This is a genomic window from Nocardia sp. NPDC041819, assembly GCF_055590505.1.
In genome coordinates this window covers 471,168-497,472 of sequence record NZ_JBVJAP010000001.1, presented here as the reverse complement: position 1 = coordinate 497,472, position 26,305 = coordinate 471,168, and the positions used below count along the sequence as shown (strand labels likewise).

Below are 26,305 nucleotides of genomic sequence, written 5' to 3'. Positions count from 1 at the left end.
GTCGTCATGCCTCCTTGACGGCCGAACGTGCCGTGCTACCCAGAGCGGCGAAGTCGTAGGCGGTTTCCGCGTGCTCGGACTCGTCCAAGCCCACCGACTCTGCTTCCTCGCTCACGCGCAGCCCAATGGTGAACTTCACGATATAGGCAATGATCAGCGTCGCGACGAAGGAGAACGCAAGTACCACACCGGCGCCCACCGCTTGCCGCCACAACTGATCGACGCCACCGCCGTAGAGCAGACCGGTCTTGCCCGCGCCCGCCTCGGGCGCCGCGACGAAACCGACCATCAGGGTGCCGACGATGCCGCCGACCAGGTGCACGCCGACCACGTCGAGCGAGTCGTCGAAACCGAACTTGAACTTCAGGCCGACCGCGAGGGCGCACAACGCGCCCGCGACCGCGCCGATGGCCAGCGCGCCGAGCACGTTCACCGAGGAACACGACGGGGTGATGGCGACCAGGCCCGCCACGATGCCCGAGGCCGCGCCGAGCGAGGTGGGCTTGCCGTCGCGGATCTTCTCCACCAGCAGCCAGGCCAGCATGGCGGCGCAGGTCGCGACGGTGGTGGTGACGAAGGTCGAACCGGCGAGGCCGCCGGAGGTCACCGCGGAACCGGCGTTGAAGCCGAACCAGCCGAACCACAGCAGACCGGCGCCCAGCATGACGAACGGCAGGTTGTGCGGACGGAACGGGGTCGTCGGCCAGCCCTTGCGCTTGCCGAGCACCAGCACCAGGGCCAGACCGGCGGCACCGGCGTTGATGTGCACCGCCGTGCCACCCGCGAAGTCGACCGCGAGCAGTTTGTTCGCGATCCAGCCGCCCTCGTGCACGACGTTGCCGTCGGCGTCCTTGACGTCGAAGTCGAACACCCAGTGCGCGACCGGGAAGTAGACCACCGTGGACCAGATGCCCGCGAACAGCAGCCACGCGCCGAACTTCAAGCGGTCGGCGACCGCGCCCGAGATGAGGGCAACCGTGATGATGGCGAACATCAACTGGAAGGCGACGAAGACGGTGGCCGGAATCGTGCCCGCGAGCGGGATGTTCACCGCTTCGGTGGTGACCGCGCCCGCCGCGTCCTTGACCTCGGCGACCGAGTTGCCCCCGATCAAGCCCTTCAGGCCGAAGAACTGCGTCGGGTCACCGATCACGCCGAATTTGTTGTCGCCGAAAGCCGTCGAGTATCCGTACAGCGACCACAGCACGCCGACCAGGCCCATGGCGCTGATGCTCATCATGATCATGTTGAGCACGTACTTCGACCGGACCATGCCACCGTAGAAGAAAGCAAGGCCCGGCGTCATCAGCAACACCAGCGCCGAGCTCGCCAGCATCCAGGCGGTGTCACCGGTATCCGGTGCACCGGTAAGTGGAAAAGCCACCTTAATGTCCTCCTCATCTCGGGCCCCGCCGATTCCGGCAAATGGACCTGAACAGAAGGGTCCTTACTCGGTGTTTCATCCGTAGAGCTGATGTGTTTCACCTACGTGAACGGATGGCGCAGCCGTGTTGCCACTACGTTTCGTCACCTACACCGGGCGTTTCGCGGCGTTGTGAGGCCCGCGCCGGGGAATCGGACATTCGTTACAGCGGAGGAGGACTCGGCAAACATCCGGGGTGTGATCGGCCTCGCATCCCGGCGGGGAGCGTCTCGCGGCGCGCCGCCGACCGGAACGCCACGAGTCGCAGCCCCTTTCGAAGCGGAAGGATCAGCCCAGCAGCGCGTCCACGAACGCGGCCGGCTCGAACGGAGCCAGATCGTCGGCGCCCTCGCCGAGTCCGACCAGCTTCACCGGCACGCCCAGTTCGTGCTGGACCTGGAAGACGATGCCACCCTTGGCCGTGCCGTCCAGCTTGGTCAGCACGACACCGGTGATATCCACCACTTCGGCGAACACCCGGGCCTGGGTCAGTCCGTTCTGCCCGACCGTCGCGTCCAGCACGAGGAGGACCTCGTCCACGGCGGCCTTCTTCTCCACGACCCGCTTGACCTTGCCCAGTTCGTCCATCAGCCCCGTCTTCGTGTGCAGCCGCCCCGCGGTGTCGATCAGCACCACATCGACGCCGCGCTCGACGCCCGCCGCCACCGCGTCGAACGCGACCGCGGCCGGATCGGCGCCCTCGCGGCCGCGGACGGTGTCGGCGCCGACCCGCTCACCCCAGGTCTGCAACTGGTCCGCGGCCGCGGCACGGAAGGTGTCGGCCGCGCCGAGCAGCACCCGGCGCCCGTCGGCGACGAGCACACGCGCGAGCTTGCCGGTGGTGGTGGTCTTACCGGTGCCGTTCACGCCGACCACGAGCAGAATCGACGGATGGTCCGGGTGCGGCAGCGCGCGCACCGCGCGGTCCAGTTCCGGTCGCAACTGCTCGACGAGCACGTCGCGCAGCACCGCACGCGCCTCGTCGGTGGTGCGCACGCTGCGCGCCGCCATCTCCGCACGCAGCCGGGAGACGACGGCCGTGGTGCTGGCGGTGCCCAGGTCGGCGAGCACGAGGGTGTCCTCGACCTCTTCCCACGAGTCGTCGTCCAGGTCACCGCCGCCGAGCAGGCCGAGCAGGCTCTTGCCGACGGCGTTCTGCGAGCGCGACAGCCGTCCGCGCAGCCGGACCAGGCGTCCGGCGGTGGGCTCGATCTCCTCCAGTGCGACAGGCGCCTCGACGCCGGCGGGCGTGTCGGGAGCGACGACTCCGGTGGCGGTGGCATCCGAGGCCGCGGTGTCGGCGGTAGCGTCCGCGACCTCGGTGTCGTCGGCCGTGACCGGCGCGGTGCCGGTCACGGGGCGCTCCGGCGCTGCCGCCTCGCCGGTGGCGGGCTCCGCCGTCTCCGGTTCGGCAGGAGCGGCGGCACCGGCCGCGGGCGGGGCCTCGGCGACGTCCGCCTCCGGCAACGGAACATTGGTGATGCCGCGTTTGGGCGCGTCACGCGGGATCGCGGCGTCGTCGCCGACGTGCGGCTGTCCTTCGGTGTCGGTGCGCTCGACCGGTTGCGGCTCGGTCGCCGTGCCGCCCCTGCTGAAGGTGAATCCGCCGGACGCGGTGTAGCCACCGGACCGGTCGGTCACCTCCTTGTCCTGCGTGGGCGGTGTCAGCGACACGCGGCCGCGCCGGTACCGGACGAAACCGGCGACGAGCACGACGAGCAGCAGTGCGGCGACCGCGGCGATCAGGATCCAGACTTCGGGACTCACGCGGACCATCCTTGCAGACCGACCATCACGTGCCGGGCCCCGAGCCGCACCCGCCGCGCGAGTCGCACCACCGGGCCGACGGCGTGACCTCGGGGAACACCGCAGATACCGGGCCGTGCACGAGCCCTGCCCGGTACCGACACAGCCCCCGAGATTTCTTGTCCTGCGGAACTTCTCGCGAAGGGACAATAGGATCGGCGACGTGACCGATCGAAACGTGCTTGGGGGGCCGCTGGAAGAGTGCGGCACCGATCCTCTCACCGGCTTCTACCGGGACGGCTGCTGCAGTACCGGGCCGGAGGATCTGGGCAGCCACACCGTGTGCACCGTCGTCACGGCAGAATTCCTGGAGCATCAAGCGTCCATCGGAAATGATTTGAGCACGCCGCGTCCGGAGAACAATTTTCCTGGCCTCCAGCCAGGCGATCGGTGGTGCGTGGTGGCCGTGCGGTGGCTGCACGCACACGAGGACGGCGTGGCCGCGCCCGTGGTGCTGGCGGCCACCCACGAGAACGCCCTGGAAGTGATCTCGATGGACATTCTGCGCAAGTACGCCGTCGACGTGCCCGACGACGTCAGCGACCTGCTCTGAGCGAGGGGGAATTCTCTTCCTCGGCCCCCGGCGGGTCGCCGCGAGGATCCACCGCCCCCGACGGCGAACCGGCGTCCGATCGGATGGGTGGCGCAGTAGAGCACCGAATGGCACAGATGCGCCATTCTCCCTACCGGGCCGCCGCAACACGCCTGCGATGCGCCTTCTGGCGGCATGCCGCCGAGCAATACCTGGCCCGGCGGCCCGTCCCGGCCCGCGGCACCGCCGCGTGGCACACCGGGCAGCGACCGTCCCCGGTTTCGTTACGTTCGACTGATTCGTTACGGTTTTCGATCCCGGCATCCTGTTTCGTCACCGCCGGACCGCCCGGCCGGGCGCGCAGCGCGTCGAGCACGAGCGCCGCGGTGCGGTCCACTTCGCCCCGCGCCTTGCGGAGTTGTTGAATCGCAACGCATCCGGTGAAGATCGCCAGCACGTCGTCGAGTTCGATGTCGGCCCGGACCGCCCCCTCGCGCTGGGCCGCGGCCAGCAGCGCGCCCAGCGCGCGATGAAAACGCACGCCCGCGCCCTGCAACAGCGCACGCGGCCACCCGTCGTCGGACTGGACCAGATCGCACAGCGCCTGGTTACCCGGGGTCGTGGCGATCACGGCGGTGCACAGGTCGAAGAAGGCGGCGCCGGGATCGGCGGCGCCGAGACGGTCGGCGGCCATTTTCGCCAACCGGTCGATGCGCTGCTGCATAACGGCTTCCAGCAGAGCGGCTTTCGTCGGGAAGTGGCGGTAGACGGTGCCCGCGCCGACGCCCGCCCTGCGGGCGACCTCGGCGAGCGACACCGAGGCGCCCTGCTCCGCGAAGGCCCGCTGCGCGGCCGCCAGCACGAGGGCGCGGTTGCGCCGGGCATCGGCTCGGGACAGCCCGTCCGGGGCGAGCGAGGTGGTCATTTCGTTACGGCCTTCCTGGAAGCGACCTGGTGAATCGGGTCGAGCCACCCGTATCGTCCGAATCCGGGTTGACCGACCCGATTCTAACGAGCAGAGAAGGCGGAGCATGTCCCCTCAGCACAACCTCATCCTGGTCACCGGCGCCACCGGCAAGCAGGGCGGAGTGACCGCCCGCAGGCTACTGGCGGACGGCAGGGCGGTGCGCGCGCTGGTCCGCGACGCGCAGGCACCGGCCGCACAGGCCCTGGCCGCGGCGGGCGCCGAACTCGTCGTCGGCGACTTCGACGCCCCGGAGACCTTGCCCGCGGCGCTGGCCGGTGTCACCGGGCTGTTCCTGGTCCCGCCGGCCGCATACCGTCCGCAGGGCTGGGATGTCGACCTGGAAGCCGCGCGCGGACGAGCGGTCGTGGACGCGGCGCGCGACGCCGGCGTTCGGCAGATCGTGTTCACCGGCATCGCCTCGATGGGCGACAACGCGTCGTGGGGCGTGACGGGCAAGAAGCGCATCGAAGACGCCGTCATCGCCAGCGGCGCCCGCTACACCCTGCTGCGCCCGGTGCGGTTCATGGAGAACTACCTGCTGCGCACCTCACCGGTCGACGGCATCTTCGACGGCGTACACCGGCATCTCTTCCCGGCCGAAGGGCCGATGAAGGTGATCGCCTTGGCGGATATCGGCGATATCGCCGGTCTCGTCTTCGCCGACCCGGATCGATTCCACGGCCGCGTCCTCGAACTCGCGGGCGACGTGCTCGCCCCGCCCGCGGCCGCCGCGGCGATCAGCGCGGCCACCGGCCACTCCGTCCGGTATCAGGAGGTCGGCGAGGCCGAGGCGGACGCGATCGGCGCGGAGATCGGCAATACCTGGCGTTCGATGCGCCACACCGGCGGCTGGCGCGCCGATGTCGACGAGACCCGCGAAATCCATCCCGGCCTGCGGACATTCGACACCTGGCTCGCCGAAACCGGTGCGGCGCAGATCAAAGCGCTGCTGGACGGCGAAAAGGCCACCGCCGCGGTCAGCTGACAAGAGCCCGGCCGATCCGCATGTGACGGCGTGACCGGTCGGCGGACGATGCCGCGGACGTCTGCTCAGCCGCCGCCCAGCTCGCCGGGGTGATCGCCCCGCCAGGCGTACCCTCGGCACGGTGTTACGCATGCGCCGAGCATCCCGCCGTCCCCGGCGCGACCCGGTGGGCGCGGAAGTCGACGAGATATTCGGCCCGTCGCGCAAGCACATCCACGAGCGCAAGGAATGGGTGGCGGTCGCGAAGCTCGACGACCGCGTCTCCGGTGACGATCCGCTGGTCGACCTGGACGCCGGCACGGTCACCCTCCCCGCGACCGGCGGGTGACCGCGCGGCGGCTCAGCCCGCCGCGCCGACCGGCGCCAGATTCTCCCCGCGCAGCCGCTGGGAGATCACCTGGGTGATGCCGTCGCCGCGCATGCTGACGCCGTAGAGCGCGTCGGCGATCTCCATCGTCGGCTTCTGGTGGGTGATGACGATCAGCTGGCTCTTCTCCCGCAGCTGCTCGAACAAGCCGATCAGGCGACGCAGGTTGGTGTCGTCGAGCGCGGCTTCGACCTCGTCCATCACATAGAACGGCGAGGGCCGGGCGCGGAAGATGGCCACCAGCAACGCGACCGCGGTGAGCGACTTCTCTCCGCCGGACAGCAGCGAGAGCCGCTTGACCTTCTTGCCCGGCGGACGGGCCTCCACCTCGATGCCGGTGGTGAGCATGTCGGAGGGGTCGGTGAGCAGCAGCCTGCCCTCGCCGCCGGGGAACAGTTTCGCGAACACCCCGACGAACTCGCGCTCCACGTCGGCGTATGCCTCGGTGAAGACCTGGAGGATGCGGGCGTCGACCTCGGCGACCACGTCGAGCAGATCCTTGCGCGCGCTCTTGACGTCCTCGAGCTGGGTGGCCAGGAAGTTGTAGCGCTCCTCCAGCGCCGCGAATTCCTCCAGTGCCAGCGGATTCACCTTGCCGAGGGTGGCCAGATCCTTCTCCGCGCGCTTGGCGCGACGCTCCTGGGTCTGCCGGTCGTAGGGCATCGGTGCGGGCTCGCTGACCTGCTCGCCCCGCTCCTTGGCCTGCTCGTACTCCTGTAGTTCCAGCGCCGAGGGCGGCAGCGGCACGTCCGGACCGTACTCGGCGATCAGATCGTTCAACGCGATGCCGAACTGCTCGGCGATCGTCGCCTCCAGTTGCTCGATGCGCAGCGCCGCTTGCGCCTTCGCCACCTCGTCCCGGTGCACGGCGTCGGTGAGCTGGGACAGCTGCGCGGTGAGCGCACGCACCCGCTCCTTGATCTGCTCGACCTGCGCGGCGCACTCCGAGCGCTTGCGCACCAGCTCGTCCCTGCGGGCGCCCGCCGCGGCGACCACCCGCTCGAGCTCGGCGGCGATCTTCGCACCGGATTCGGCGACAGCGGCGGCCACCTCGGCCGCCTTCTTGCGCGCGGCCGCCGCGCGTTCGGCGCGGGCGCGGTTCTCCCGCTCGGCACGAGCGGCACGGCGTAGCGACTCCGCCTTGCCGCGTACCGATTCCGCGCGTTCCTCGGCGGTGCGCACGGCGAGCCGGGCCTCGACCTCCATCGCGCGCGCCTCGGCCAGCGCGGACGCCGCCTCCTCGCGCGCGCGGCCCGCGGCTTCGGTACCCGCGGCGCCCGCGCCGTCGGCATCCACCTCGGACTGTTCGAATTCCGCGTGCCGCAGGCGATCCTCCAGGTCGGCCAGCGCGGCCAGCGCCTCTTCCCGGTTGGCCTCGGCGTCGTCGCGCTGGCCGAGCAGCCGTTCGCTCTCCGCGTGCGCGGTGCGGGCGGTCTGGCCGAGCCTGCCCAGCCGCTCGTAGATCGCCACCAGCGCCTGATCGGATTCGTGCAGGGCGAGCAATGCCTGATCGACGGCGTCCTTGCGGTCGGCCTGTTCCTCGAGCGCGCCGGACAGCGCGGCCTCGAGTTCCTCGGCGCGCCGCTGCGCGGACACCAGCTCGGCCTGGGCGGCATCGATGTCGGCCTGGATCTCCAGCTGGCTGGGCGCCCGATCGGAACCGCCGAGCAGCCAGCCGTTTCCGGCGAGGTCGCCGTCGCGGGTGACCACGCGCAGGCCGGGCCGGGAGGCGACCAGCGCGCGGGCGGCGGGCAGATCCTCGGCCACGGCGATTCCCGCGGTCAGCGCCGCGATCGCGCCACGCACGGTGTCGGGGCACTCCACCACGTCGACCAGCCAGCGGGCGCCGCCGGGCAATGCGCCCGGGTGCGGCCCCTCGGCGCTCTCGGTGCCGAAGACGACCGCGGCGCGACCACCGTCGGCGGCCTTGAGCGCCTGGATGGCGGCGTGCGCGGACTCGCCGGTGTCGGCGGCGACGGCGTCGGCCAGCGGGCCGAGCGCGGCGGCGACGGCGGCCTCATACCCACCGTGCACGCGCAGCAGCGCCGAGAGTGGGCCGAGCAAACCCTGTTCGCGGTGCTCCACCAGCCAGGCCACGCCGTCGCGGCGCGCGAGGTTCATCCCGAGCGCCTCGATGCGCGCGCCGAGCGAGGCGACCCGCTTGCTCGCGTCGCGGTCCTGTTCGCGCAGTTCGGTGACGCGCTGATCGGCCAGTTCGAGGGCTTGTACCGCGTGCTCGTGCTGGGCGTCCAGACCGGCCTCGCCCGCGTCGAGTTCGTCGAGTTCGGTCTGCACCGTGTCGAATTCGGCCTGGGCGGCCTCGCCGCGATGGCGGGCGTCGGCGATGGCGACCGACAGGCGCGCGATCTCCGCGTCCACCGACTGCGCTCTGGCCCGCAAGGTGTCCACCTTGCCCGCCAACCGGGCCACGCCCTCGCGCCGGTCGGCGATCGCCCGCACCGCGGCCAGGTGCGCCTGCTCGGCGGCCTTGGCGGCGTGCTCGCGTTCGGCCAGCTGGTCTCTGGCCGCCTCCAGCGTCTCGGTGGCCATCTCGACCGCCTCGCGCAGCTCGGCCTCCTCGGCCTCGACACGATCGGCCTCGGCCTCGAGCTGCTCGGGGTCGCGGCCCGCGCCGACCGGAGCGGTGGTGTCCAGGTGCCGGGCCCGGTCGCCCGCGATGCGGATGGTCGCGTTGACCCGCTCGGCCAGCGCGGAGAGCTGGAACCAGATCTGCGCGGCGGCCTCGGCGCTCGGCGTCAACCGGGACAGCTGGAATTCCTGCTGCGCCAGCGCCGCGTTGGCGGCGTCCAGCTCGGACTGCACGGTGATCTGCTGCTCGCGCGCGTAGGCCTCCTTGCTCTGCTGACCTGCCAGCTCCGCGCGGCGGGTGACCAGGTCGTCGGCGGCCAGGCGCAGCCGCGCGTCACGCAGATCGGCCTGCACGGTCTGCGCCCTTCGGGCCACCTCGGCCTGCCTGCCCAGCGGTTTGAGCTGCCTGCGCAGTTCGGTGGTGAGGTCGGTGAGCCGGGCCAGGTTGGCCTGCATGGCCTCCAGCTTGCGGACCGCCTTCTCCTTGCGCTTGCGGTGCTTGAGCACACCGGCGGCCTCTTCGACGAACGCGCGGCGGTCCTCCGGGCGCGACTCCAGGATCGCCGACAGCTGCCCCTGACCCACGATGACGTGCATCTCGCGGCCGATACCGGAGTCGCTGAGCAGTTCCTGCACGTCCATCAGGCGGCAGGAGTTGCCGTTGATCTCGTATTCGCCCGCTCCGTCGCGGAACATGCGCCGGGTGATGGAGACCTCCGCGTAGTCGATCGGCAGTGCGCCGTCGGAATTGTCGATGGTCAGCGTGACCTCGGCGCGGCCGAGCGGCGCGCGCCCCGCCGTGCCCGCGAAGATGACGTCCTGCATCTTGCCGCCCCGCAGCGCCTTCGCACCCTGCTCGCCCATCACCCAGGTGAGCGCGTCGACGACGTTCGACTTGCCCGATCCATTCGGACCGACCACGCACGTGATGCCCGGCTCCAACCGCAGCGTCGTCGCGGACGCGAAGGACTTGAAGCCCTTCAACGTCAGACTCTTCAGGTGCAAGTTCGACGACCTTTCCGTGTTCTGCCCGGTCGGCGTTCCGCGCGGTCGAGGCAGCGCATCCGGCGACCAGTCATGGTATCCGTCGCGTGCCGGGCGCTCCCGGGCCCCGACGGCGCACGCGGCCGAGTGGCGGTTCGGCGATATCCGTAGGTTATCGACTCGCCGCCGGTTCGCGCGCATTTCGATGTGCCCGGGGTTTGCCCGGACGGCGCGCCGCACTGTTTGTAGCACCCGGTCCGGACCGGTGGCGCGCGCACCGCGAACCACTGGGCCCTCGCCCGCGACGGCGCGACGCCCCTGCGTGTTCGCTCGATCGCCGGTCCGCTTCCGGGCTCGTCGATCAGCCGAATCCGGGCGGTCTCGAACTGGCACTGACGCCGCGCGCTCCGGCCACATACGATCCCTCTGATTCGCCAGCGGAACGTTCGGGAGCGCACCACGATGTCTGCCCCCTCACCAGGGACGAGCACGCGGCTGCGCCTTGCCCGGATCACGGGGCTGGTACTCGGCAGCCTGGTGTTCCTGCACGCCTGCGAGCGCAGCAAGAGCGCGCTGCTCGGCGATGTGCGGGTGGAGGTGGCGTTCGCGGCCGCTCTCGGCGCCGCCGCCCTGGCCGCGGCGTGGTTCGAGATCAAGCTGCGCGGGCCGGAGCAGGACGCCGATCCGCCGTGGGACGACGCCGAGCAGTACGAAACTCCCAGTCCTGGGAATTTTCCCGGCCGATCCGGGCGTCGGGCGGACACGGCATACGGCAGGGGCGAGCGAGCGCGTCGCACGGAGGCGGCCGCGAGGCCCGCTCCCGTGGCCGACCTCGAAGACGACGACCAGCTCGAACCCGAGGAATCCGCGGGGCGCGCCGATCTCGTCACCGGGATTGCGCGGACATTGCGGATCACCCGCCTCGGCGCCTCGGGCGAACGGCTGCCCCTGCCGACCCTGAACGCGATGACGAAATGGATTCGCCGCGTGGACCCCGACGAGGAAGCCGACGGCGAACTCGACGACCATGACGAGACAGAGCAGATCACCCGCACCGAGACGGGCGAACTCGTCATCGAATCGAGCAGGCGAACGGTGCGAGCCAGGATCGGCCGCTCCGGCGACCTCGTCGTGCACGGCCGGTGGCACGACGGTGCGCATCCGCCCTCCGAATGGAAGTGGACGTTCCACCCCGACGCCTTCCACGCGATTCGCAGCGCCCTCGCTGACGGGCCCGGCGACCTCCTCGATCTGCTCGAGGACACCATTCCCTGGCTGGACGCCGGCGCTCGCCGAGACCCCGGCGCGTGGCTGCGCGCCCACGACATTCCCGCGACCTACCGGGAGAAGGGCGTCAACGCCGCGCAGACCACCCGCGAACTACCCGTCCTCCAGCCGGGCCGTCCACCGCAGCCGCCGCGCGCGGGCAAGTCCCTCCGCAAGCTGCCTGATGACGCGTCCGGCACCGGGACCGCACGCCGGTCGGCCGAAGCCGTGGACGATGACCATGCCCGGCTCTCGTCCGGTCGCGAAGGACCTCCGGCCGCTCGGAGAGCTTCCGAGCGCCGCTCCACACCAAGCGCCGCCGCCCCCCGACCCTCATCCCCCCGCGCCGGTGCCGCTCGACGATCACGCGACGACGTGGCGCAACAGAACCTCCGGTGCGACGACCACGGCTCGCCCGCGCGAACGCCTCCGGCGCGCCGTCGACGCGGCGAACCCGAATCGCCGCAGCGCGGCGATCGGTGGCCCGGTGCGGACGAGCCGCAAGTGCCCACCCGGCCCACCTCCGGCCGTCCCGACCTCCCGAGACGTCGACACCGCGAACTCGCCGACGACGACCAGCACGTCGCCCGGCAGCCGGATCGCTACCCCGACGAGACCGATTCCCCTCGTTCACGACCCGGTCGGCGGTCAGGGCGCACCCTTCAGCCGCCGATGGACTTCGAGCCGAGGACCGGTCGGCGGGACCGGCCGACACCGTCCGAACGCATCCCGGAGCGGACCTACGATCAACCGCCACCCGACCGCCGCCATCGCGGCGATCAGGGCTCACGGCGCGAAAACCCGGCCCCCTCACACGAGTCCACCTCGCGGCGCGGGTGGTAGGACACGAAATCGGCGCTGTCACCCGGCGCTCCGGGTGACAGCGCCGAGAAGCGGGGCTCAGCTCGCGCGGTCGGTGAACCGGCCGTTCTCGAAGCCGGCCACCATACGGAAGGCGAGGACGGCGCCCCACGGGCCGATCACCCAGATCGGCCAGAAGTAGGTCAAGGCGCCGACGCTCAGCGAGACCGCACCCCAGATGACGAGCACCAGCAGGCTCACGGCGAGCCAGGTGCTGCCCTCGATGCGCTGCCAGATCGGGATGCGCGGGCGCGCGGAAGCCGGTGCGACGGCATCCTTGCCGAGTTCGGGCAGATCGGACAGCACCGAGCGCAGGTCCTCACGATCGGTGGTGGCGTACACCTGAGCGACGCGCTGGTCGTATTCGGGCAGATCGAGCCGCCCGTCTGCCATATGCCTGCCGAGCAGGCGCACCACGGCGTCGCGTTCGGCATTCGAGGCGCGGGTGCCGGTGGAGATGTCCATGCCTGGTCCTATCGACGGTTCCACCCTCCATAGTGGAATATAGGTCTAGGATAACCCTCCAAAGTGGAATGTCAACCCGGGACGTTCAGCGTCCGAAAGCGGGGACTGCCCACCCGGCGGCGGTAATGTTCGGTTAGACGAGAACAACTGTATGGACAGGTGTTCGGCTCGCGGGCCCGGCGAACGGCCGGCTCCGCGTCCCGACCAACTCGCTCGAGGAGGAACAGGTGTCGGAAACCGTCCGCGGGGTCGTGGCCCGCAGCAAAGGCGCACCGGTCGAGATCGTCGAGGTGGTGATCCCGGATCCCGGACCACACGACGTGGTGGTGCGGGTGCAGGCTTGCGGCGTCTGCCACACCGACCTGCACTATCGCGAAGGCGGTATCACCGACGACTTCCCGTTCCTGCTCGGTCACGAGGCGGCGGGCGTGGTGGAAACCGTGGGCGCCGCGGTCACCCACGTGGCGGAGGGTGACTACGTGATCCTCAACTGGCGCGCGGTCTGCGGTGAGTGCCGGGCGTGCAAACGGGGCCGGCCCTGGTACTGCTTCGACAGCCGCAACGCGAGCAAGAAGATGACGCTCGCCGACGGGACCGAGCTGACCCCCGCGCTGGGCATCGGAGCGTTCGCCGACAAGACCTTGGTGCACGAGGGCCAGTGCACCAAGGTCGATCCGGCGGCCGACCCCGCGGTGGCAGGCCTGCTCGGCTGCGGCGTGATGGCGGGCATCGGCGCGGCGATGAACACCGGCAACGTGTCGACCGGCGACACTGTCGCGGTGATCGGCTGCGGCGGCGTCGGGGACGCGGCTATCGCCGGAGCCCGCCTGGCGGGGGCCAGGACCATCATCGCGGTGGATCGCGACGCCCGGAAACTGGGCTGGGCCACGGACTTCGGCGCCACCCACACGATCGACGCCACCACCGAGGACGTAGTGGAGAAGATCCAGGAGTACACCGGCGGGTGGGGCGCCGACGTCGTCATCGAGGCCGTCGGGCGACCCGAGACCTGGAAGCAGGCGTTCTACGGCCGCGACCTGGCCGGCACGGTGGTGCTCGTCGGCGTGCCGACTCCGGAGATGACCATCGAGATGCCGCTGCTGGACCTGTTCTCCCGCGGCGGCGCGCTGAAATCCTCCTGGTACGGCGACTGTCTGCCGGAACGCGACTTCCCCACCCTGATCGGCCTGCACCGCCAGGGACGGTTGCCGCTGGACCGCTTCGTCACCGAACGCATCGGGCTCGACCAGGTGGAGCGGGCCTTCGCCGAGATGCACACCGGCGATGTGCTGCGCTCGGTGGTGGTCTGGTGACCGCCCGCATCGACCGCGTCGTCACCTCCGGCGACTTCTGCCTGGACGGTGGTACCTGGGCGGTGGACAACAACATCTGGCTGGTCGGTGACGACGACGAGGTGGTCGTCATCGATGCCGCCCACGACGCGGGCCCGATCGTCGCGGCGGTCGCGGGCCGCGCCGTCCGCGCGATCGTGTGCACCCACGGGCACAACGATCACGTGACGGTGGCGCCCGAACTCGCCGAACGCTTGAACGCACCGGTCCTGCTGCATCCCGGCGACGAGCCGCTGTGGCGCATGACCCACCCGGACGCCGGCTACCAGCCGCTCACGGACGGCGATCGGATACCCGTGGGGGACACCGAGATCCACGTGCTGCACACGCCCGGGCACTCCCCCGGATCGGTCGTCCTGCACCTGCCCGACGCGAAAGCCGTGTTCACGGGCGACACGCTGTTCGCGGGCGGGCCCGGCGCGACCGGTCGCTCGTTCTCCGATTTCGGCACGATCATCGAGTCGATCCGCGACCGCCTGCTGACGCTGCCGGAGGAAACCGCGGTGCACACCGGGCACGGCGATTCCACCACCATCGGCGCGGAGAAACCGTTCCTGGCCGAGTGGATCGCCCGCGGTCACTGAGACCTCGAGGATCGCGGGTGGATCGAGCGCGGCCACCCGCGATCCCGCTCAGCCGCGGTACGGGTAGCGCTGATCCAGATCCAGATTCAAGCGCAGGACGTCGACCCGCGGCTCACCCAGGAACCCCAGGGTCCGGCCGCGGGTGTGTTCGCCGACCAGTGCCCGCACCTGCCCCTCGGTGATCCCGCGTGCCTTCGCGACACGCGCCACCTGAATGGTCGCGTACTCCGGTGAGATATGGGGGTCCAGCCCACTGCCGCTAGCGGATACGGCGTCCGCGGGCACCGCCGGGGAGTCGGGGGCGTCACCGCGAATCGGCACGATACGGCCGAGGGTGTAGTCCCGTCCGGGTTCGGCGCATTCGACACGCGCTCCGCGATAGGTGGCGAGGAACGGCCGCGCGGGGCAGACCTGGTTGACGCTGACGACCTGCACCGGATGCGCGACGTCGCCGTCGGTCCCGCGAGGACCGATCACCGAGAGAATCGCGCCCACACCGTCTTTCGTGCAGAACGGGCGACTGCCGTCGACCCCCTCACGGTCGCCGACCGCCTTGCTACGCGCGCACACGGTGGTGAGCAAGCTCGGCCGCGACGCGGTGTCCACGATGTCCTCCGGTCCGAGATTGCTCGCCGCCGTGGCCATCGGGTCGTAGCCGTGACCAGCGGCCGACGGGCGGCTCTGGAAATACTGCGCGAGTGCGGCGCCGTCGGCGGCGGCGAACGATTGACCGATGAGGGCGGAGCCCACGACCGATCCGTTCGCCTCGAGCAGTGAACCGTCCGCCTTGTCGTGCAGCCCGGGTAGCTGCGCCGCCGCGAGTACCGCCAGGGGATAGCCGATTCCGGTGATCGCCGTGAGCACGAGCAGGGCGCGCAACGCGGCGAGATGCTGTCGGATCCAGGTCGAAAAGCGCATCTCAGGACATCCCGGGGAGGAAATGGACAACGAGGTCGATGAGTCTGATGCCGAGGAACGGCGCGATGACGCCGCCGAGCCCGTAGACGGCGAGATTGCGGCTGAGCAACTTCGACGCGTTCGACGGCCGGTAACGCACCCCGCGCAGCGCGAGCGGGATGAGCGCCACGATGACGAGGCCGTTGAAGATCACCGCCGACAGGATCGCAGACTGCGGACTGGCCAGGCGCATCACGTTGAGGCGGTCCAGACCGGGGAACAGCGTGACGAACAGCGCCGGAATAATGGCGAAGTACTTGGCGATGTCGTTGGCGATGGAGAACGTGGTCAGTGCACCGCGGGTGATGAGCAACTGTTTGCCGATCTCCACGATCTCGATCAGCTTGGTCGGATCGGAGTCCAGATCGACCATGTTGCCCGCCTCCTTGGCGGCCGAGGTGCCGGTGTTCATCGCGACGCCCACGTCGGCCTGCGCCAGCGCGGGCGCATCGTTGGTGCCGTCACCGGTCATCGCGACCAGCCGTCCGCCCTCCTGTTCCCGCTTGATCAGCGCCAGCTTGTCCTCCGGCGTCGCCTCGGCGAGGAAGTCGTCGACCCCGGCCGCGTCGGCGATCGCCTTGGCGGTCATCGGATTGTCACCGGTGATCATCACGGTCCGGATGCCCATCCGGCGCATCTCGTCGAACCGTTCACGCATCCCCTGCTTCACCACGTCCTCGAGCTGGATCACACCCAGCACCCGCGCGACGCCGTCGGCTACCCGGCCCACGACCAGCGGCGTGCCGCCGGCCGCGGAGATCCCGTCGACGATCGCGCCGAGTTCGCCGGGCACCGCACCGCCCTCGGCCCGCACCCAGTCGGTGACCGCGCCCGCCGCGCCCTTGCGCAACCGGCGGCCGTCCAGGTCGACGCCCGACATCCGGGTCTGCGCGGTGAATTCGACCCACCGCGCGTGGGCCAACTCGCCTGCCGTCCGCTCCCGCAGCCCATGGGTCTGCTTGGCGTAGACGACGATGGAGCGGCCTTCCGGCGTCTCGTCGGCCAGGCTGGAAAGCTGTGCGGCGTCGGCCAATTCGTCCTCGCTCACGCCGGGCACCGGGACGAAGTTCGTGGCCTGTCGATTACCGAGGGTGATGGTGCCGGTCTTGTCCAGCAGCAGCGTGTTCACATCACCCGCGGCCTCGACGGCACGACCGGACATGGCGAGCACGTTGCGTTGCACCAGGCGATCCATGCCCGCGATGCCGATCGCCGAGAGCAGCGCGCCGATGGTCGTGGGGATCAGGCACACCAGCAGCGAGACCAGCACGATGCCGGTGACGCCGTGCGTGTCCAGCGCCGCGCTGTCCGGCACCCCCGGATTGTTCGACTTGCTGAAGATCGCCATCGGCTGCAGGGTGACGACCGCGAAGACGAAGATGATCGTCAGCGCCGCCAGCAGGATGTTCAGCGCGATCTCGTTCGGGGTCTTCTGCCTGCTGGCGCCCTCCACCAGCGCGATCATCTTGTCGATGAAGCTGCGCCCCGGCTCCTGGGTGATCCGCACGACGATCCGGTCCGACAGCACGGTGGTGCCGCCGGTCACCGCCGACCGGTCACCGCCGGATTCCCGGATCACCGGCGCGGATTCACCGGTGATCGCCGACTCGTCGACCGAGGCGATGCCTTCCACGACGTCGCCGTCGCCCGGGATCACCTGCGCGGCCTCGACCACGACGTGATCGCCGCGGCGCAGTCCCGCAGCGGCGACGCGCTCCTCGACCACCCGCGCGCCCGGTGACCACTCGACCAGTCGCCGTGCGACGGTGTCGGTCTTCGCCTTGCGCAGTGTGTCGGCTTGCGCCTTGCCGCGCCCCTCCGCGACCGCCTCGGCCAGATTCGCGAAGATCACCGTGAGCCATAGCCACACGACGATCGCCCAGGCGAAAAAGGACGGATCCGCCAGTGTGAGAACGGTCGACCACACCGCGCCCAGCTCGACGATGAACATCACCGGGTTGCGCCACAGGGTGCGCGGATCGAGCTTGCGGAGCGCGTCCGGCAACGAGGTCAGCAGCATCCTCGGATCGAGCACTCCCCTCGGGACGCTCTCGCCCCGCCGCCGCCGCTCGGGCTCGGCATGCGCCGAAACCTTCTCCTCCATCACAGAACTGGACATGTCAGTGGATTCCTTCGGCGAGCGGCCCGAGCGCCAGCGCGGGCAGGAAGGTGAGCGCGACCAGGATCACCGTCACGCCGACGACCATGCCGACGAACTGCGGCCGGTGCGTCGGCAGCGTGCCGATCGACGCGGGGGTGGTGCCCTGCCGGGCCAGTGAACCGGCCAGCGCGAGCACGAAGATGATCGGCAGGAAGCGGCCGAAGAGCATGGCGAGCCCGAGTGCGGTGTTGTACCACTCGGTGTTGCCGGTCAGGCCCGCGAAGGCGGAGCCGTTGTTGTTGGCGGCTGAGGTGAACGCGTACAGCACCTCCGACAGACCGTGCGGCCCGGTATTCAGCATGCTCGCGCGCGGGCCCGGCATTGCCATAGCGGCGGCGGTGCCGACCAGCACGATCAGCGGGCTGATCAGGAAATAGGATGCCGCGAGCTTGATCTCGCGCGGCGTGATCTTCTTGCCCAAGTACTCCGGGGTGCGCCCGACCATGAGGCCCGCGACGAACACGGTGATCACCGCGAGTATCAGCATGCCGTACAGACCCGATCCGGTGCCGCCCGGCGCGACCTCCCCCAGCTGCATATCGAACATCGTCATCAATCCGCCGAGGCTGGTGTAGGAGTCGTGGAACGAGTCGACGGCTCCGGTGGAGGTCAGGGTCGTCGAGGCGGCGAAGGTCGCCGAATTCGCCACGCCGAAGCGCTGCTCGGCGCCCTCCATGGACGCGCCGATCGCGGTCGGCACAGTGCCGTGGTGCTGGAGCTGGAAAAGATTGGTCAACGTGACACTGATCAGTGCGATCGTCCCCATCACCGCGACGATCGCGTAGCCCTGCTTGCGGCTGCCCACCATCCGGCCGAAGGTGCGCGGCAGCGAAAAGCTGATCACCAGCAGCAGGAAGATCTCCACCCAGTTGGTCCAGGCAGCCGGGTTCTCGAAGGGGTGCGCGGAGTTGGCGTTGTAGAAGCCGCCGCCGTTGGTGCCCAGTTCCTTGATCACCTCTTGGCTGGCGACCGGCCCACCGGTGATCGTCTGCTCGGTGCCGTTCAGGGTCTGCGCCACCTGATCGTGCAGGTGGAAGTTCTGGATCACACCGCCCGCCACCAGCACGACCGCGAACACGAACGCGATCGGCAGCAGAACGCGCAGCGTACCGCGCACCAGATCCACCCAGAAGTTGCCGAGGTCGCCGGTGTGCCTGCGGGCGAACCCGCGCACCAGCGCAACCGCCACGGCCATGCCGACCGCCGCCGAGACGAAGTTCTGCACGGCGAGCCCGGCCATCTGCACCAGGTGCCCCTGAGTGGATTCACCGGAGTAGTTCTGCCAGTTGGTGTTCGTCACGAAACTGACCGCGGTGTTCCAGGCCAGCGCGGGCGTCATCGTGGTGCCCGGATCGTTCAGGTGCAGCGGCAATCGGCCTTGCAGGAGTTGGAAGAAGAACAGCAAGAGAATGCCGACCGCTGAGAAGGCCAGCACACTGCGTGCGTACACCGGCCACGGCTGCTCGACTTCCGGTTGCGCGCCGATCGCGCGGTAGACGAGGCGTTCGGCACGAGAGTGTCTTCGCCCCTCGTACACCCGGTACATGTAATCCCCCAGCGGCACGTGCACCAGCGCGAGCGCCAGGATCAGGGCCGCCACGAAAACGGCCCCGGCGGTTGTCGTGCTCACTCAGAACCTCTCGGGAAACAGCAGCGCCGCGATCAGGTAGATCGCCACGCCGACAGCGAGAACCAGACCGATCCAATTCGCGGTCACAGTTTCTCCACCCCGCGCTGGACCAACCCCAGCAGCGCGAACGCAGCCACGGTGAGCGCGGTGAACACGACGACCGACATGACTCCACAACCTCCCTCCGCGCGCCGGGACGCGGCGCATCAGAGCGAGTGAACCGCCCGTCCGGCCCCGCCGACCGGTTCCTGACGACTTCTTGATGCTCCGCTGCCGGGCATTTGCGCTTCGTTGACAGCCGCGCGACGTCCCGCAAGTAACCCGTCAAGGAATCCCGGTGAACCGTCAGCACACCGTAAAGATCGAGGTCGGCGGGTCCGGCGGCGGTAGAAGTGGAGAGCCGGACCACGCGGACCATTCCAGTGCGACCGGTGCCGAACGGCCGGGAGAGAAGAGAGGGATCGCAATGTCGGTAGTCGTCCTCGTCGCCACATTCGTCTGCTGCGCGCTGGTCATCCGCGCGCTCGGCACTCGTGAACAGACGCGGCGGCCCCTACCGGTCGTGATCGAGGCGGACGATGCGCGCCGGTGACGGGGACCGGCGACGCGGCGCGGCAGCACCGTGCCCGTGGCAGCACGCCGTGGTGATCGAGCCTTGCGCGGCCGCGGCAGCGCGACGCGCGATGATGAACACGTGAAACGCGGTCAGCTGCGTATCTACCTCGGCGCCGCGCCGGGAGTCGGCAAGACCTACGCCATGCTCGGCGAGGCGCACCGGCGACTGGAACGCGGCCGCGATGTGGTGGCAGGGGTGGTCGAAACCCACGGCAGGGAGAAGACCGCGATGTTGCTCGACGGCATCGAACGAATACCGCCGAAGTCGATCGAGTATCGCGGCAGCACGTTCGCGGAACTCGACGTCGAGGCGGTACTGCGGCGTGCGCCCGCGGTGGTGCTGGTCGACGAGCTGGCGCACACCAACGCCCCCGGAAGCAAGCATGAGAAACGCTGGCAGGATGTGGCGGAACTGCTCGACGCGGGCATCGACGTGATTTCCACGGTCAACGTGCAGCATCTGGACAGCCTCAACGACGTCGTGGAGCGGATCACCGGCATCCAGCAGCGCGAAACCGTGCCGGACGCGGTGGTACGCGGGGCGGACCAGGTCGAGCTGGTCGATATCACCCCGGAAGCGCTGCGGCGCAGGCTTTCGCACGGCAACGTGTACGCCGCCGAGAAGGTCGACGCCGCGTTGCGCAACTACTTCCGCGCGGGAAACCTCACGGCGCTGCGCGAATTGGCGCTGCTCTGGCTGGCCGACCAGGTGGACGCCGCACTGGCGGCCTACCGCACCGACCACCACATCACCGAGCTGTGGGAGGCCCGCGAGCGGGTCGTGGTGGCGGTGACCGGTGGTCCGGAATCGGAGACCATCGTGCGACGGGCCGGCCGGATCGCCGCCAAATCCAGTGCCGACCTCGTGGTCGTGCATGTGGTACGCGGCGACGGCTTGGCCGGGGTGTCCACCGAGCGGCTGGCGCGGCTGCGTGAACTGGCGGCCGGTCTGGGTGCCTCGCTGCACACCGTCACCGGCGAGGACGTGCCCACCGCGTTGCTCGAGTTCGCCCACGAGGCGAACGCGACCCAGCTCGTGCTCGGCACGTCGCGCCGCTCCCGTTGGGCACGGATCTTCGACGAGGGCATCGGCTCCGCCGTCGTGCAGCGCTCCGGCAAGATCGACGTGCACATGGTGACACACGAGGAGGCCCACCGCGGGCTGCGGTACTCGGCGCTGCACCCGCGCCGCCCCGTCACCGCCTGGCTCGCGGCCGTGCTGGTGCCCGCGCTGGTCTGCGCGCTGGGCGCCGCGTACCTCGACGAGGTGCTGGATCTCGGCGGCATCAGCGCCGTGTTCGTCGTGGGCGTGGTCGCGGTGGCGTTGCTCGGCGGCGTGGTGCCCGCGTCGTTCTCGGCCCTGCTGTCCGGCCTGCTGTTGAACTGGTTCTTCGCGCCGCCGCGCTACAGCCTGACCATCGCCGAGCCGAACAGCTTCATCACCGTGGTGGTGCTGCTCATCGTCGCCGTCGCGGTGGCGGCGCTGGTCGATCTGGCCGCGAAACGAACCGGCCAGGCGCGCAAGGCATCCCGGCAAGCCGAACTGCTCACCATGTTCTCCGGCGCCATCCTGCACGGCGCGGATCTGCCCCGGCTGCTCGAACAGATCAGAGAGGTCTTCGCGCAACGCGCGGTCTGCCTGGTGTCGGGTGACCGGATGCTCGCCGAAGTGGGTGCCGACCCGCCGCGCAGCCCCTCGGACGCGGACACCGTGGTCGAGGCGGGCGATGGGGGCCACTGGCTGCTGCTGGCGGGCCGACCGCTGGCGGCGGCCGACCGCCCGGTGCTCAACGCGGTCACCAACCAGGCCGTCGCCCTGGTGCGGCAGGCGCGCCTGGCCGAGGAGGCCGGCGCCGCCGCGGCCCTGCTGGAGGCCGATCGCCTGCGGCGGGCGTTGCTCTCGGCGGTCAGTCACGACCTGCGCACCCCGCTGGCCGGCGCCAAAGCGGCGGTGTCCAGCCTGCGCAGCGACGACATCGAGTTCTCCCCGCAGGACACCGCCGAACTGCTGGAGACGATCGAGGAATCGGTGGACCAGCTCACCGCGCTGGTCGGCAATCTGCTGGATTCTTCCCGGCTCGCGGTCGGCGTCGTCACCCCGCGCCTGCGGCGGGTCTACCTGGACGAGGCGGTGCACCGCGCGCTGGTGAGCGTCGGGATGGGTGCGCGCGGACTGCGCCGCGCCGCGATGGACCGGGTCCGCATCGAGGTCGGCGACGTGTCGGTGCGCGCCGACAGCGGTCTGCTGGAACGCGTGCTGGCCAACCTGATCGACAACGCGCTGCGGCACGCGCCACGCGCGGGCACGGTCCGGGTCACCGCGGAACGGGCGGGCGAACGGGTCTCGATCGCGGTCGTCGACACCGGTCCCGGCGTACCGCAAGGTACCGAGGAGCAGCTGTTCGAACCGTTCCAGCGCCTCGGGGACCGGGACAACACCACCGGAGTCGGGCTCGGTCTGTCGGTGGTGCGCGGGTTCGTCGAAGCGATGGGCGGCACCGTGCACGCCGAGCCCACCCCCGGCGGAGGATTGACCATGCTGGTCGACTTGCCCGGCGGCGAGCCGCCGGACGTGGACGGTACCGGCGGCGGCGCGGCGCACGAAACGACGCGCGCGGGTGAGTGAGGTGTCCGGGTGACGACACAGGAGGCGGCGGTTGTGACGAAGACGCCCGAGGCGATGGCGACGAAGGTGCTCGTGGTCGACGACGAACCGCAGATCGTGCGCGCGCTGCGGATCAACCTGTCGGTCCGTGGCTACGAGGTGATCACAGCCGCGACCGGTGGCGCGGGTCTGCGCGCGGCCGCCGACCGGCACCCGGACGTCGTGATCCTCGACCTCGGCCTGCCGGACATGGACGGCATCGAGGTGCTCGCGGGATTGCGCGGCTGGACCTCGGCGCCGGTGATCGTGCTGTCGGCGCGGACGGATTCCGCCGACAAGGTCGAAGCGCTGGATGCGGGCGCCGATGACTACGTGACCAAACCGTTCGGCATGGACGAGCTGCTGGCCCGGCTGCGGGCCGCCGTCCGGCGCGGCGCCACCGACTCCGACGCCTCGGCCCCGGTGGTGACCACCGACTCGTTCACCGTCGACCTGGCCGCCAAGAGAGTCACCAAGCGAGGCCATACCGTGCACCTCACGCCCACCGAGTGGGGCATGCTCGAGATGCTGGTCCGCAATCGCGGCAAGCTGGTCGGGCGGCGCGAACTGCTGCGCGAGGTCTGGGGCCCGTCCTACGCCACCGAGACCCACTACCTGCGGGTCTATCTGGCGCAATTGCGCCGCAAACTGGAGGACGATCCGTCGCGCCCGAAGCATCTGCTCACCGAGGCGGGCATGGGTTACCGGTTCCAGGAGTAATCCCGGCCACGGGCCGCCGACGGCGCGGAATGGCGCGACGGGGCACGGCGTTGCCAGGCGCGCGAGTTGATTGCGACGACAATGGCAGGATCGAACCCATGGCTGAACACACCGCTACACCCACCACCGCCACCGCGGCGCCGAGCGCGCCGGAGCCCACCACGCTGTGGGTCGAGCGCACCGGAACCAGGGCCTACACCGGACGCAGCTCCCGTGGCGCCGAGGTCCTGATCGGTTCGCAGGGCGTCCCCGGTGTGTTCACCCCCGGCGAGCTGCTGAAGATCGCGCTGGCCGCCTGCTCCGGCTTGAGCGCGGACTTCCCGCTGTCGCGCAAACTCGGCGACAACTTCGACGCGACCATCCGCGTCTCCGGCGACGCCGACCGGGAGAACGAGGTCTACCCGCAGCTGGACGAAGTGTTCGAACTCGATCTCAGCGAACTCGACGACGAGGCCCGCGAGCGGTTGCTGGTCACCGTGCAGCGTGCGATCGACAAGGTCTGCACGGTGGGACGGACGCTGAAGGCGGGATCGAAGGTGACGCTGTCGTTCGACGTCGAGGCCTGATGGACGAGGCCGTTCGGTTGAGCGCCTGGGTGCACGGCCTGGTCCAGGGCGTGGGTTTCCGCTGGTGGACTCGGTCGCGGGCGCTGGAGCTGGGGCTGGTCGGGCAGGCGAGGAATGCCAGGGACGGCCGGGTGCATGTGGTCGCCGAGGGGCCGCGACCGGCCTGCGAGCGGTTGCTCGCACAGCTGCGTTCCGGCGATACTCCTGGTCAGGTCAGGTTGGTTGTGGAAAGCTGGGAGCCCGCGCGGGGTGATTTGACCGGTTTCGAGGAGCGGTAGTGGTGGTTCGGGCGACGAGGGGGGCACAGCGGTGAGCACGCGGAATCCGGGTGACGACGAGCGCCGGGACGATCCCCAGCGGCCGTCCGGGACGCCACGTCCCGACGAGAACGAACCGACCGCGGCCACACCCGGGTCCGGCGACGAACAGGACTGGTCGACGCCCGTCTCCGGTGGCACGGAACCCGCTTCCACGCCGGGTGGCCCCGAGCAGTCCGATACCGACTGGTCCACGCCCACTTCGGTGCCGCCCGGCAGCCCGAGCGGTCCGGCCGAGCAGCAACCACCCGCCGAGCACCCGCCGCGTCCCGGCAGTATCCAGCGGCAAGAAGCCGGCGTGACCCAGCCCCGCCCGCCCACGGTGGCCGAGCTACGGGCGAGGGACAAGGCCCGCAAGCGCGCCGAAGAAGCGCAGCGCGCGGCCGCGGCGGCCGAGGAGGCCAAGAAGCGCACCCGCAAGCGCGTCATGATCGGCGGTGCCGCCATCGTCGGCGTAGCCGCGCTGGTCGGCGGCGGCTACCTGACCTATCGCGCCTTGACCGCGCCGGACCGGGTCACCGCTCAGTGCGTGAAAGTCGAGAACGGCCAAGAGATCGTGGTGGACGACTCCCACTGCGGCGACGGTCGTCCCGGTTTCATCGGCGACACCGGTGTCGGTCCCGGTCTGATCATCCTCGGCGGCGGACCGCAGTACCGCTACTACTACGGCGGCACCGGCACCGTCGGCAGACCGCCGACCGGCGGCACCACCATCAAACCGAAAGGCGCCGAGATCAAGACCAAGAGCGGCACCACGATCCAGCGCGGCGGCCTGGGCAGCAAGAGCACCGGCGGAGGTTCGTAGATGCGGCGCGTGCGGGATACGCCCCGGGCGGGCTGGCAGCAGATCATCGAGGGACAGGGCCTGGTCTACGGTTCGCCGGGACGGGACGCGAGCGGTCAGCCGCGGCCGTACTGGGACGAGTCGGTGCACTACGAGTTCGAGATGCCGGAGATCCTCGCCTTGGAGGCCGACGTCGAACTGCTGCACTCGATGTGCCTGAACGCGGTGGAGCACATCGTGTTGACCGAGCGGTACGCCGATTTCGGCCTGCCCGAATGGAGCTGGGGCCCGATCGCCGAATCCTGGCGGCGCTCCGACCCGCACGTCTACGGGCGCTTCGATCTGCGTTACGACGCGCGGCGCCCGGCGAAACTGCTGGAGTACAACGCGGACACGCCGACCTCGCTGCTGGAGGCGGCGATCGTGCAGTGGCATTGGCTGACCGACCGCTACCCCGGCGGCGACCAGTGGAACTCGTTGCACGAGAAGCTGGTCGAGCGGTGGGGCGAGCTGCGCGACGTACTTCCCAGCGCGCAGTTGCATTTCACCTGGTCCGGCGCGGACGCCACCGGTGAGGACAACGTCACCACCGCCTACATGCAGGAGACCGCGGCCGAGGCCGGGTTCGACACCATCGCGCTGCCGATCGAGGAGATCGGCTTCGATTCCGCGCTGGAACGGTTCGTCGATCTGGCGGAGGCTCCGATCGAGGCGATCTTCAAGCTCTACCCGTGGGAGTGGGCGCTCGACGACGATTTCGGCAAGCGCGTCGTGGACAGCCTGCCGGAGACCATGTGGATCGAGCCGCTGTGGAAGACGCTGCTGAGCAACAAGGCGATCCTGGCGGTGCTGTGGGAGATGTACCCGGGCCACCCGAATCTGCTGCCCGCCTATCTCGACCAGCCCAACGAGCTCACCGAGTACATCCGTAAACCGAAGCTGGGACGCGAGGGCGCCAATATGACGATCGTCGGCGCGGGTCTGGAGACCGCTACCGGTGGCGTCTACGGCGAGGAAGGTTACGTGTACCAGTTGCTCGACCCGCTGCCGGAATTCGACGACATGCGTCCGGTGCTCGGCGCGTGGATCGTCGGCGACGCCGCGGCGGGCCTCGGCATCCGCGAGACCGCGGGACTGATCACCGACGACGGCTCCGCCTTCGTCCCGCACCGCATCACCGATTGAGCCTCGTCACCGGCAAGCACGAACTAATCTCGGCCGCCCGCCAATCCCTCTCGGAAGGATCAAGATGACCGCAGTCGCCCTGGAATCGGGGTACTGGAGTTCGCTGGGCGAGGGTGTGGGAGCGATCATCCTCTACGCCCTCGTCGGCTTGGTGCTCATGCTCGTCGGCTTCTACGCCATCGACCTGACCACACCGGGCAAGCTGCGCAAACTGGTGGTGGCGGGCAAGCCGAACGCCGTCATCGTCACCGCCGCGGGCATGATCAGCATGGCGTTCATCGTCGTGCTCGCCATCTTCGCCGTGGGCGGCGGCGGCAAGCTGTCCGAGGGCCTGATCGCCGCGCTGGTGTTCGGCCTGGTCGGCATTGTCGCCCAGGTCATCTCGGTGCGCGTGATCGAGCGGGCGCTCGGCATCGACATCGGCACCGCGCTGCACGCCGACACCTACACCACCGAGGTACTCGTGGTGGCGGCCGCGCATTTCGCGCTCGGCTTGGTCGTCGCCTTCGCGATCCTCTAGGCGTATCCGCGATCTCATCGGGCCC

General features: G+C 70.0%; 23 protein-coding genes. 14 read left to right on the top strand and 9 right to left on the bottom strand.

What is annotated here, in order from left to right; all coding sequences use genetic code 11:
* Window positions 1-4: 4 nt before the first annotated feature.
* Both ACZ6DL_RS02270 and ftsY read right to left on the bottom strand, forming a co-directional pair.
* On the bottom strand, window positions 5-1,384 hold the full coding sequence (locus ACZ6DL_RS02270; RefSeq protein WP_357033770.1) for an ammonium transporter: 1,380 nt from the start codon (window positions 1,382-1,384) through the stop codon (window positions 5-7).
* A gap of 327 nt (window positions 1,385-1,711) precedes the next feature.
* Window positions 1,712-3,199 carry a signal recognition particle-docking protein FtsY gene (ftsY, locus tag ACZ6DL_RS02265; RefSeq protein ID WP_466048487.1) on the bottom strand — a complete coding sequence of 496 codons (1,488 nt, stop codon included), beginning with the start codon at window positions 3,197-3,199 and terminating at the stop codon, window positions 1,712-1,714.
* 193 nt (window positions 3,200-3,392) lie between these two features.
* On the opposite strand from ftsY, the gene ACZ6DL_RS02260 reads away from it, so the two are divergent.
* Entirely contained in the window at window positions 3,393-3,782 is a 390-nt protein-coding gene (locus ACZ6DL_RS02260; RefSeq protein WP_019048221.1) for a DUF2237 family protein, read from the top strand.
* Between the two features lie 130 nt (window positions 3,783-3,912).
* Here the strand turns inward: ACZ6DL_RS02260 and ACZ6DL_RS02255 are convergent, their stop codons facing one another.
* Window positions 3,913-4,686 (bottom strand): TetR family transcriptional regulator, encoded by a 774-nt coding sequence (locus tag ACZ6DL_RS02255; protein ID WP_466048485.1) that lies wholly within the window; start codon window positions 4,684-4,686, stop codon window positions 3,913-3,915.
* Window positions 4,687-4,792: 106 nt separating this feature from the next.
* On the opposite strand from ACZ6DL_RS02255, the gene ACZ6DL_RS02250 reads away from it, so the two are divergent.
* Entirely contained in the window at window positions 4,793-5,713 is a 921-nt protein-coding gene (locus ACZ6DL_RS02250) for an NmrA family NAD(P)-binding protein (protein ID WP_466048483.1), read from the top strand.
* A 130-nt stretch (window positions 5,714-5,843) separates the two neighbouring features.
* Complete coding sequence (locus ACZ6DL_RS02245) at window positions 5,844-6,041, top strand: hypothetical protein (protein WP_157172836.1); 198 nt, start codon at window positions 5,844-5,846, stop codon at window positions 6,039-6,041.
* Between the two features lie 12 nt (window positions 6,042-6,053).
* On the opposite strand, the gene smc is transcribed toward ACZ6DL_RS02245, so the two are convergent.
* Complete coding sequence (gene smc / locus ACZ6DL_RS02240; RefSeq protein ID WP_466048481.1) at window positions 6,054-9,674, bottom strand: chromosome segregation protein SMC; 3,621 nt, start codon at window positions 9,672-9,674, stop codon at window positions 6,054-6,056.
* A gap of 441 nt (window positions 9,675-10,115) precedes the next feature.
* Here smc and ACZ6DL_RS02235 point away from each other — a divergent pair, with 441 nt between their 5' ends.
* Window positions 10,116-11,762, top strand: coding sequence for a hypothetical protein (locus tag ACZ6DL_RS02235; protein WP_466048479.1), 1,647 nt, complete (start codon window positions 10,116-10,118; stop codon window positions 11,760-11,762).
* 57 nt (window positions 11,763-11,819) lie between these two features.
* Here the strand turns inward: ACZ6DL_RS02235 and ACZ6DL_RS02230 are convergent, their stop codons facing one another.
* A complete protein-coding gene (locus ACZ6DL_RS02230; RefSeq protein ID WP_466048477.1) occupies window positions 11,820-12,245 on the bottom strand; it encodes a DUF1707 SHOCT-like domain-containing protein in 426 nt (141 codons plus the stop codon).
* Between the two features lie 227 nt (window positions 12,246-12,472).
* On the opposite strand from ACZ6DL_RS02230, the gene ACZ6DL_RS02225 reads away from it, so the two are divergent.
* Complete coding sequence (locus ACZ6DL_RS02225; RefSeq protein ID WP_466048476.1) at window positions 12,473-13,558, top strand: S-(hydroxymethyl)mycothiol dehydrogenase; 1,086 nt, start codon at window positions 12,473-12,475, stop codon at window positions 13,556-13,558.
* Window positions 13,552-14,181 carry an MBL fold metallo-hydrolase gene (locus ACZ6DL_RS02220; RefSeq protein ID WP_466049521.1) on the top strand — a complete coding sequence of 210 codons (630 nt, stop codon included), beginning with the start codon at window positions 13,552-13,554 and terminating at the stop codon, window positions 14,179-14,181. Before ACZ6DL_RS02225 ends, ACZ6DL_RS02220 begins: the two co-directional genes overlap by 7 nt.
* A gap of 48 nt (window positions 14,182-14,229) precedes the next feature.
* On the opposite strand, the gene ACZ6DL_RS02215 is transcribed toward ACZ6DL_RS02220, so the two are convergent.
* From ACZ6DL_RS02215 to kdpF, 4 genes are all read right to left on the bottom strand, one after another.
* Window positions 14,230-15,099, bottom strand: coding sequence for a potassium-transporting ATPase subunit C (locus ACZ6DL_RS02215; RefSeq protein WP_466048474.1), 870 nt, complete (start codon window positions 15,097-15,099; stop codon window positions 14,230-14,232).
* Window position 15,100: 1 nt separating this feature from the next.
* The gene (kdpB, locus tag ACZ6DL_RS02210) at window positions 15,101-17,158 is read right to left on the bottom strand and encodes a potassium-transporting ATPase subunit KdpB (RefSeq protein ID WP_466049519.1); all 2,058 of its coding nucleotides are present in this window, start codon (window positions 17,156-17,158) and stop codon (window positions 15,101-15,103) included.
* Between the two features lie 100 nt (window positions 17,159-17,258).
* Window positions 17,259-18,929, bottom strand: coding sequence for a potassium-transporting ATPase subunit KdpA (gene kdpA / locus ACZ6DL_RS02205; RefSeq protein WP_466048472.1), 1,671 nt, complete (start codon window positions 18,927-18,929; stop codon window positions 17,259-17,261).
* Window positions 18,930-19,136, bottom strand: a complete 207-nt coding sequence (kdpF, locus tag ACZ6DL_RS02200; RefSeq protein ID WP_466048471.1) for a K(+)-transporting ATPase subunit F — start codon at window positions 19,134-19,136, stop codon at window positions 18,930-18,932. It abuts the gene before it with no gap.
* A gap of 130 nt (window positions 19,137-19,266) precedes the next feature.
* Here kdpF and ACZ6DL_RS02195 point away from each other — a divergent pair, with 130 nt between their 5' ends.
* The 8 genes from ACZ6DL_RS02195 to ACZ6DL_RS02160 all read left to right on the top strand — a co-directional run bounded on the left by ACZ6DL_RS02195 (window position 19,267) and on the right by ACZ6DL_RS02160 (window position 26,280).
* Window positions 19,267-19,521: a hypothetical protein gene (locus tag ACZ6DL_RS02195; RefSeq protein WP_466048469.1), complete on the top strand. Its 255-nt coding sequence runs from the start codon at window positions 19,267-19,269 to the stop codon at window positions 19,519-19,521.
* Between the two features lie 102 nt (window positions 19,522-19,623).
* Entirely contained in the window at window positions 19,624-22,170 is a 2,547-nt protein-coding gene (locus tag ACZ6DL_RS02190) for an ATP-binding protein (RefSeq protein WP_466048468.1), read from the top strand.
* Between the two features lie 54 nt (window positions 22,171-22,224).
* On the top strand, window positions 22,225-22,908 hold the full coding sequence (locus tag ACZ6DL_RS02185; RefSeq protein WP_466049517.1) for a response regulator: 684 nt from the start codon (window positions 22,225-22,227) through the stop codon (window positions 22,906-22,908).
* Window positions 22,909-23,006: 98 nt separating this feature from the next.
* Entirely contained in the window at window positions 23,007-23,474 is a 468-nt protein-coding gene (locus ACZ6DL_RS02180; RefSeq protein ID WP_466048466.1) for an OsmC family protein, read from the top strand.
* Window positions 23,474-23,752, top strand: coding sequence for an acylphosphatase (locus ACZ6DL_RS02175; RefSeq protein WP_357033741.1), 279 nt, complete (start codon window positions 23,474-23,476; stop codon window positions 23,750-23,752). Before ACZ6DL_RS02180 ends, ACZ6DL_RS02175 begins: the two co-directional genes overlap by 1 nt.
* Window positions 23,753-23,783: 31 nt before the next feature.
* Window positions 23,784-24,596 (top strand): hypothetical protein, encoded by an 813-nt coding sequence (locus ACZ6DL_RS02170; RefSeq protein WP_466048464.1) that lies wholly within the window; start codon window positions 23,784-23,786, stop codon window positions 24,594-24,596.
* Entirely contained in the window at window positions 24,597-25,760 is a 1,164-nt protein-coding gene (locus ACZ6DL_RS02165; protein ID WP_357033737.1) for a glutathionylspermidine synthase family protein, read from the top strand. It begins immediately after the preceding gene.
* Window positions 25,761-25,824: 64 nt separating this feature from the next.
* A complete protein-coding gene (locus ACZ6DL_RS02160; protein ID WP_062969855.1) occupies window positions 25,825-26,280 on the top strand; it encodes a DUF350 domain-containing protein in 456 nt (151 codons plus the stop codon).
* Window positions 26,281-26,305 lie beyond the last annotated feature (25 nt).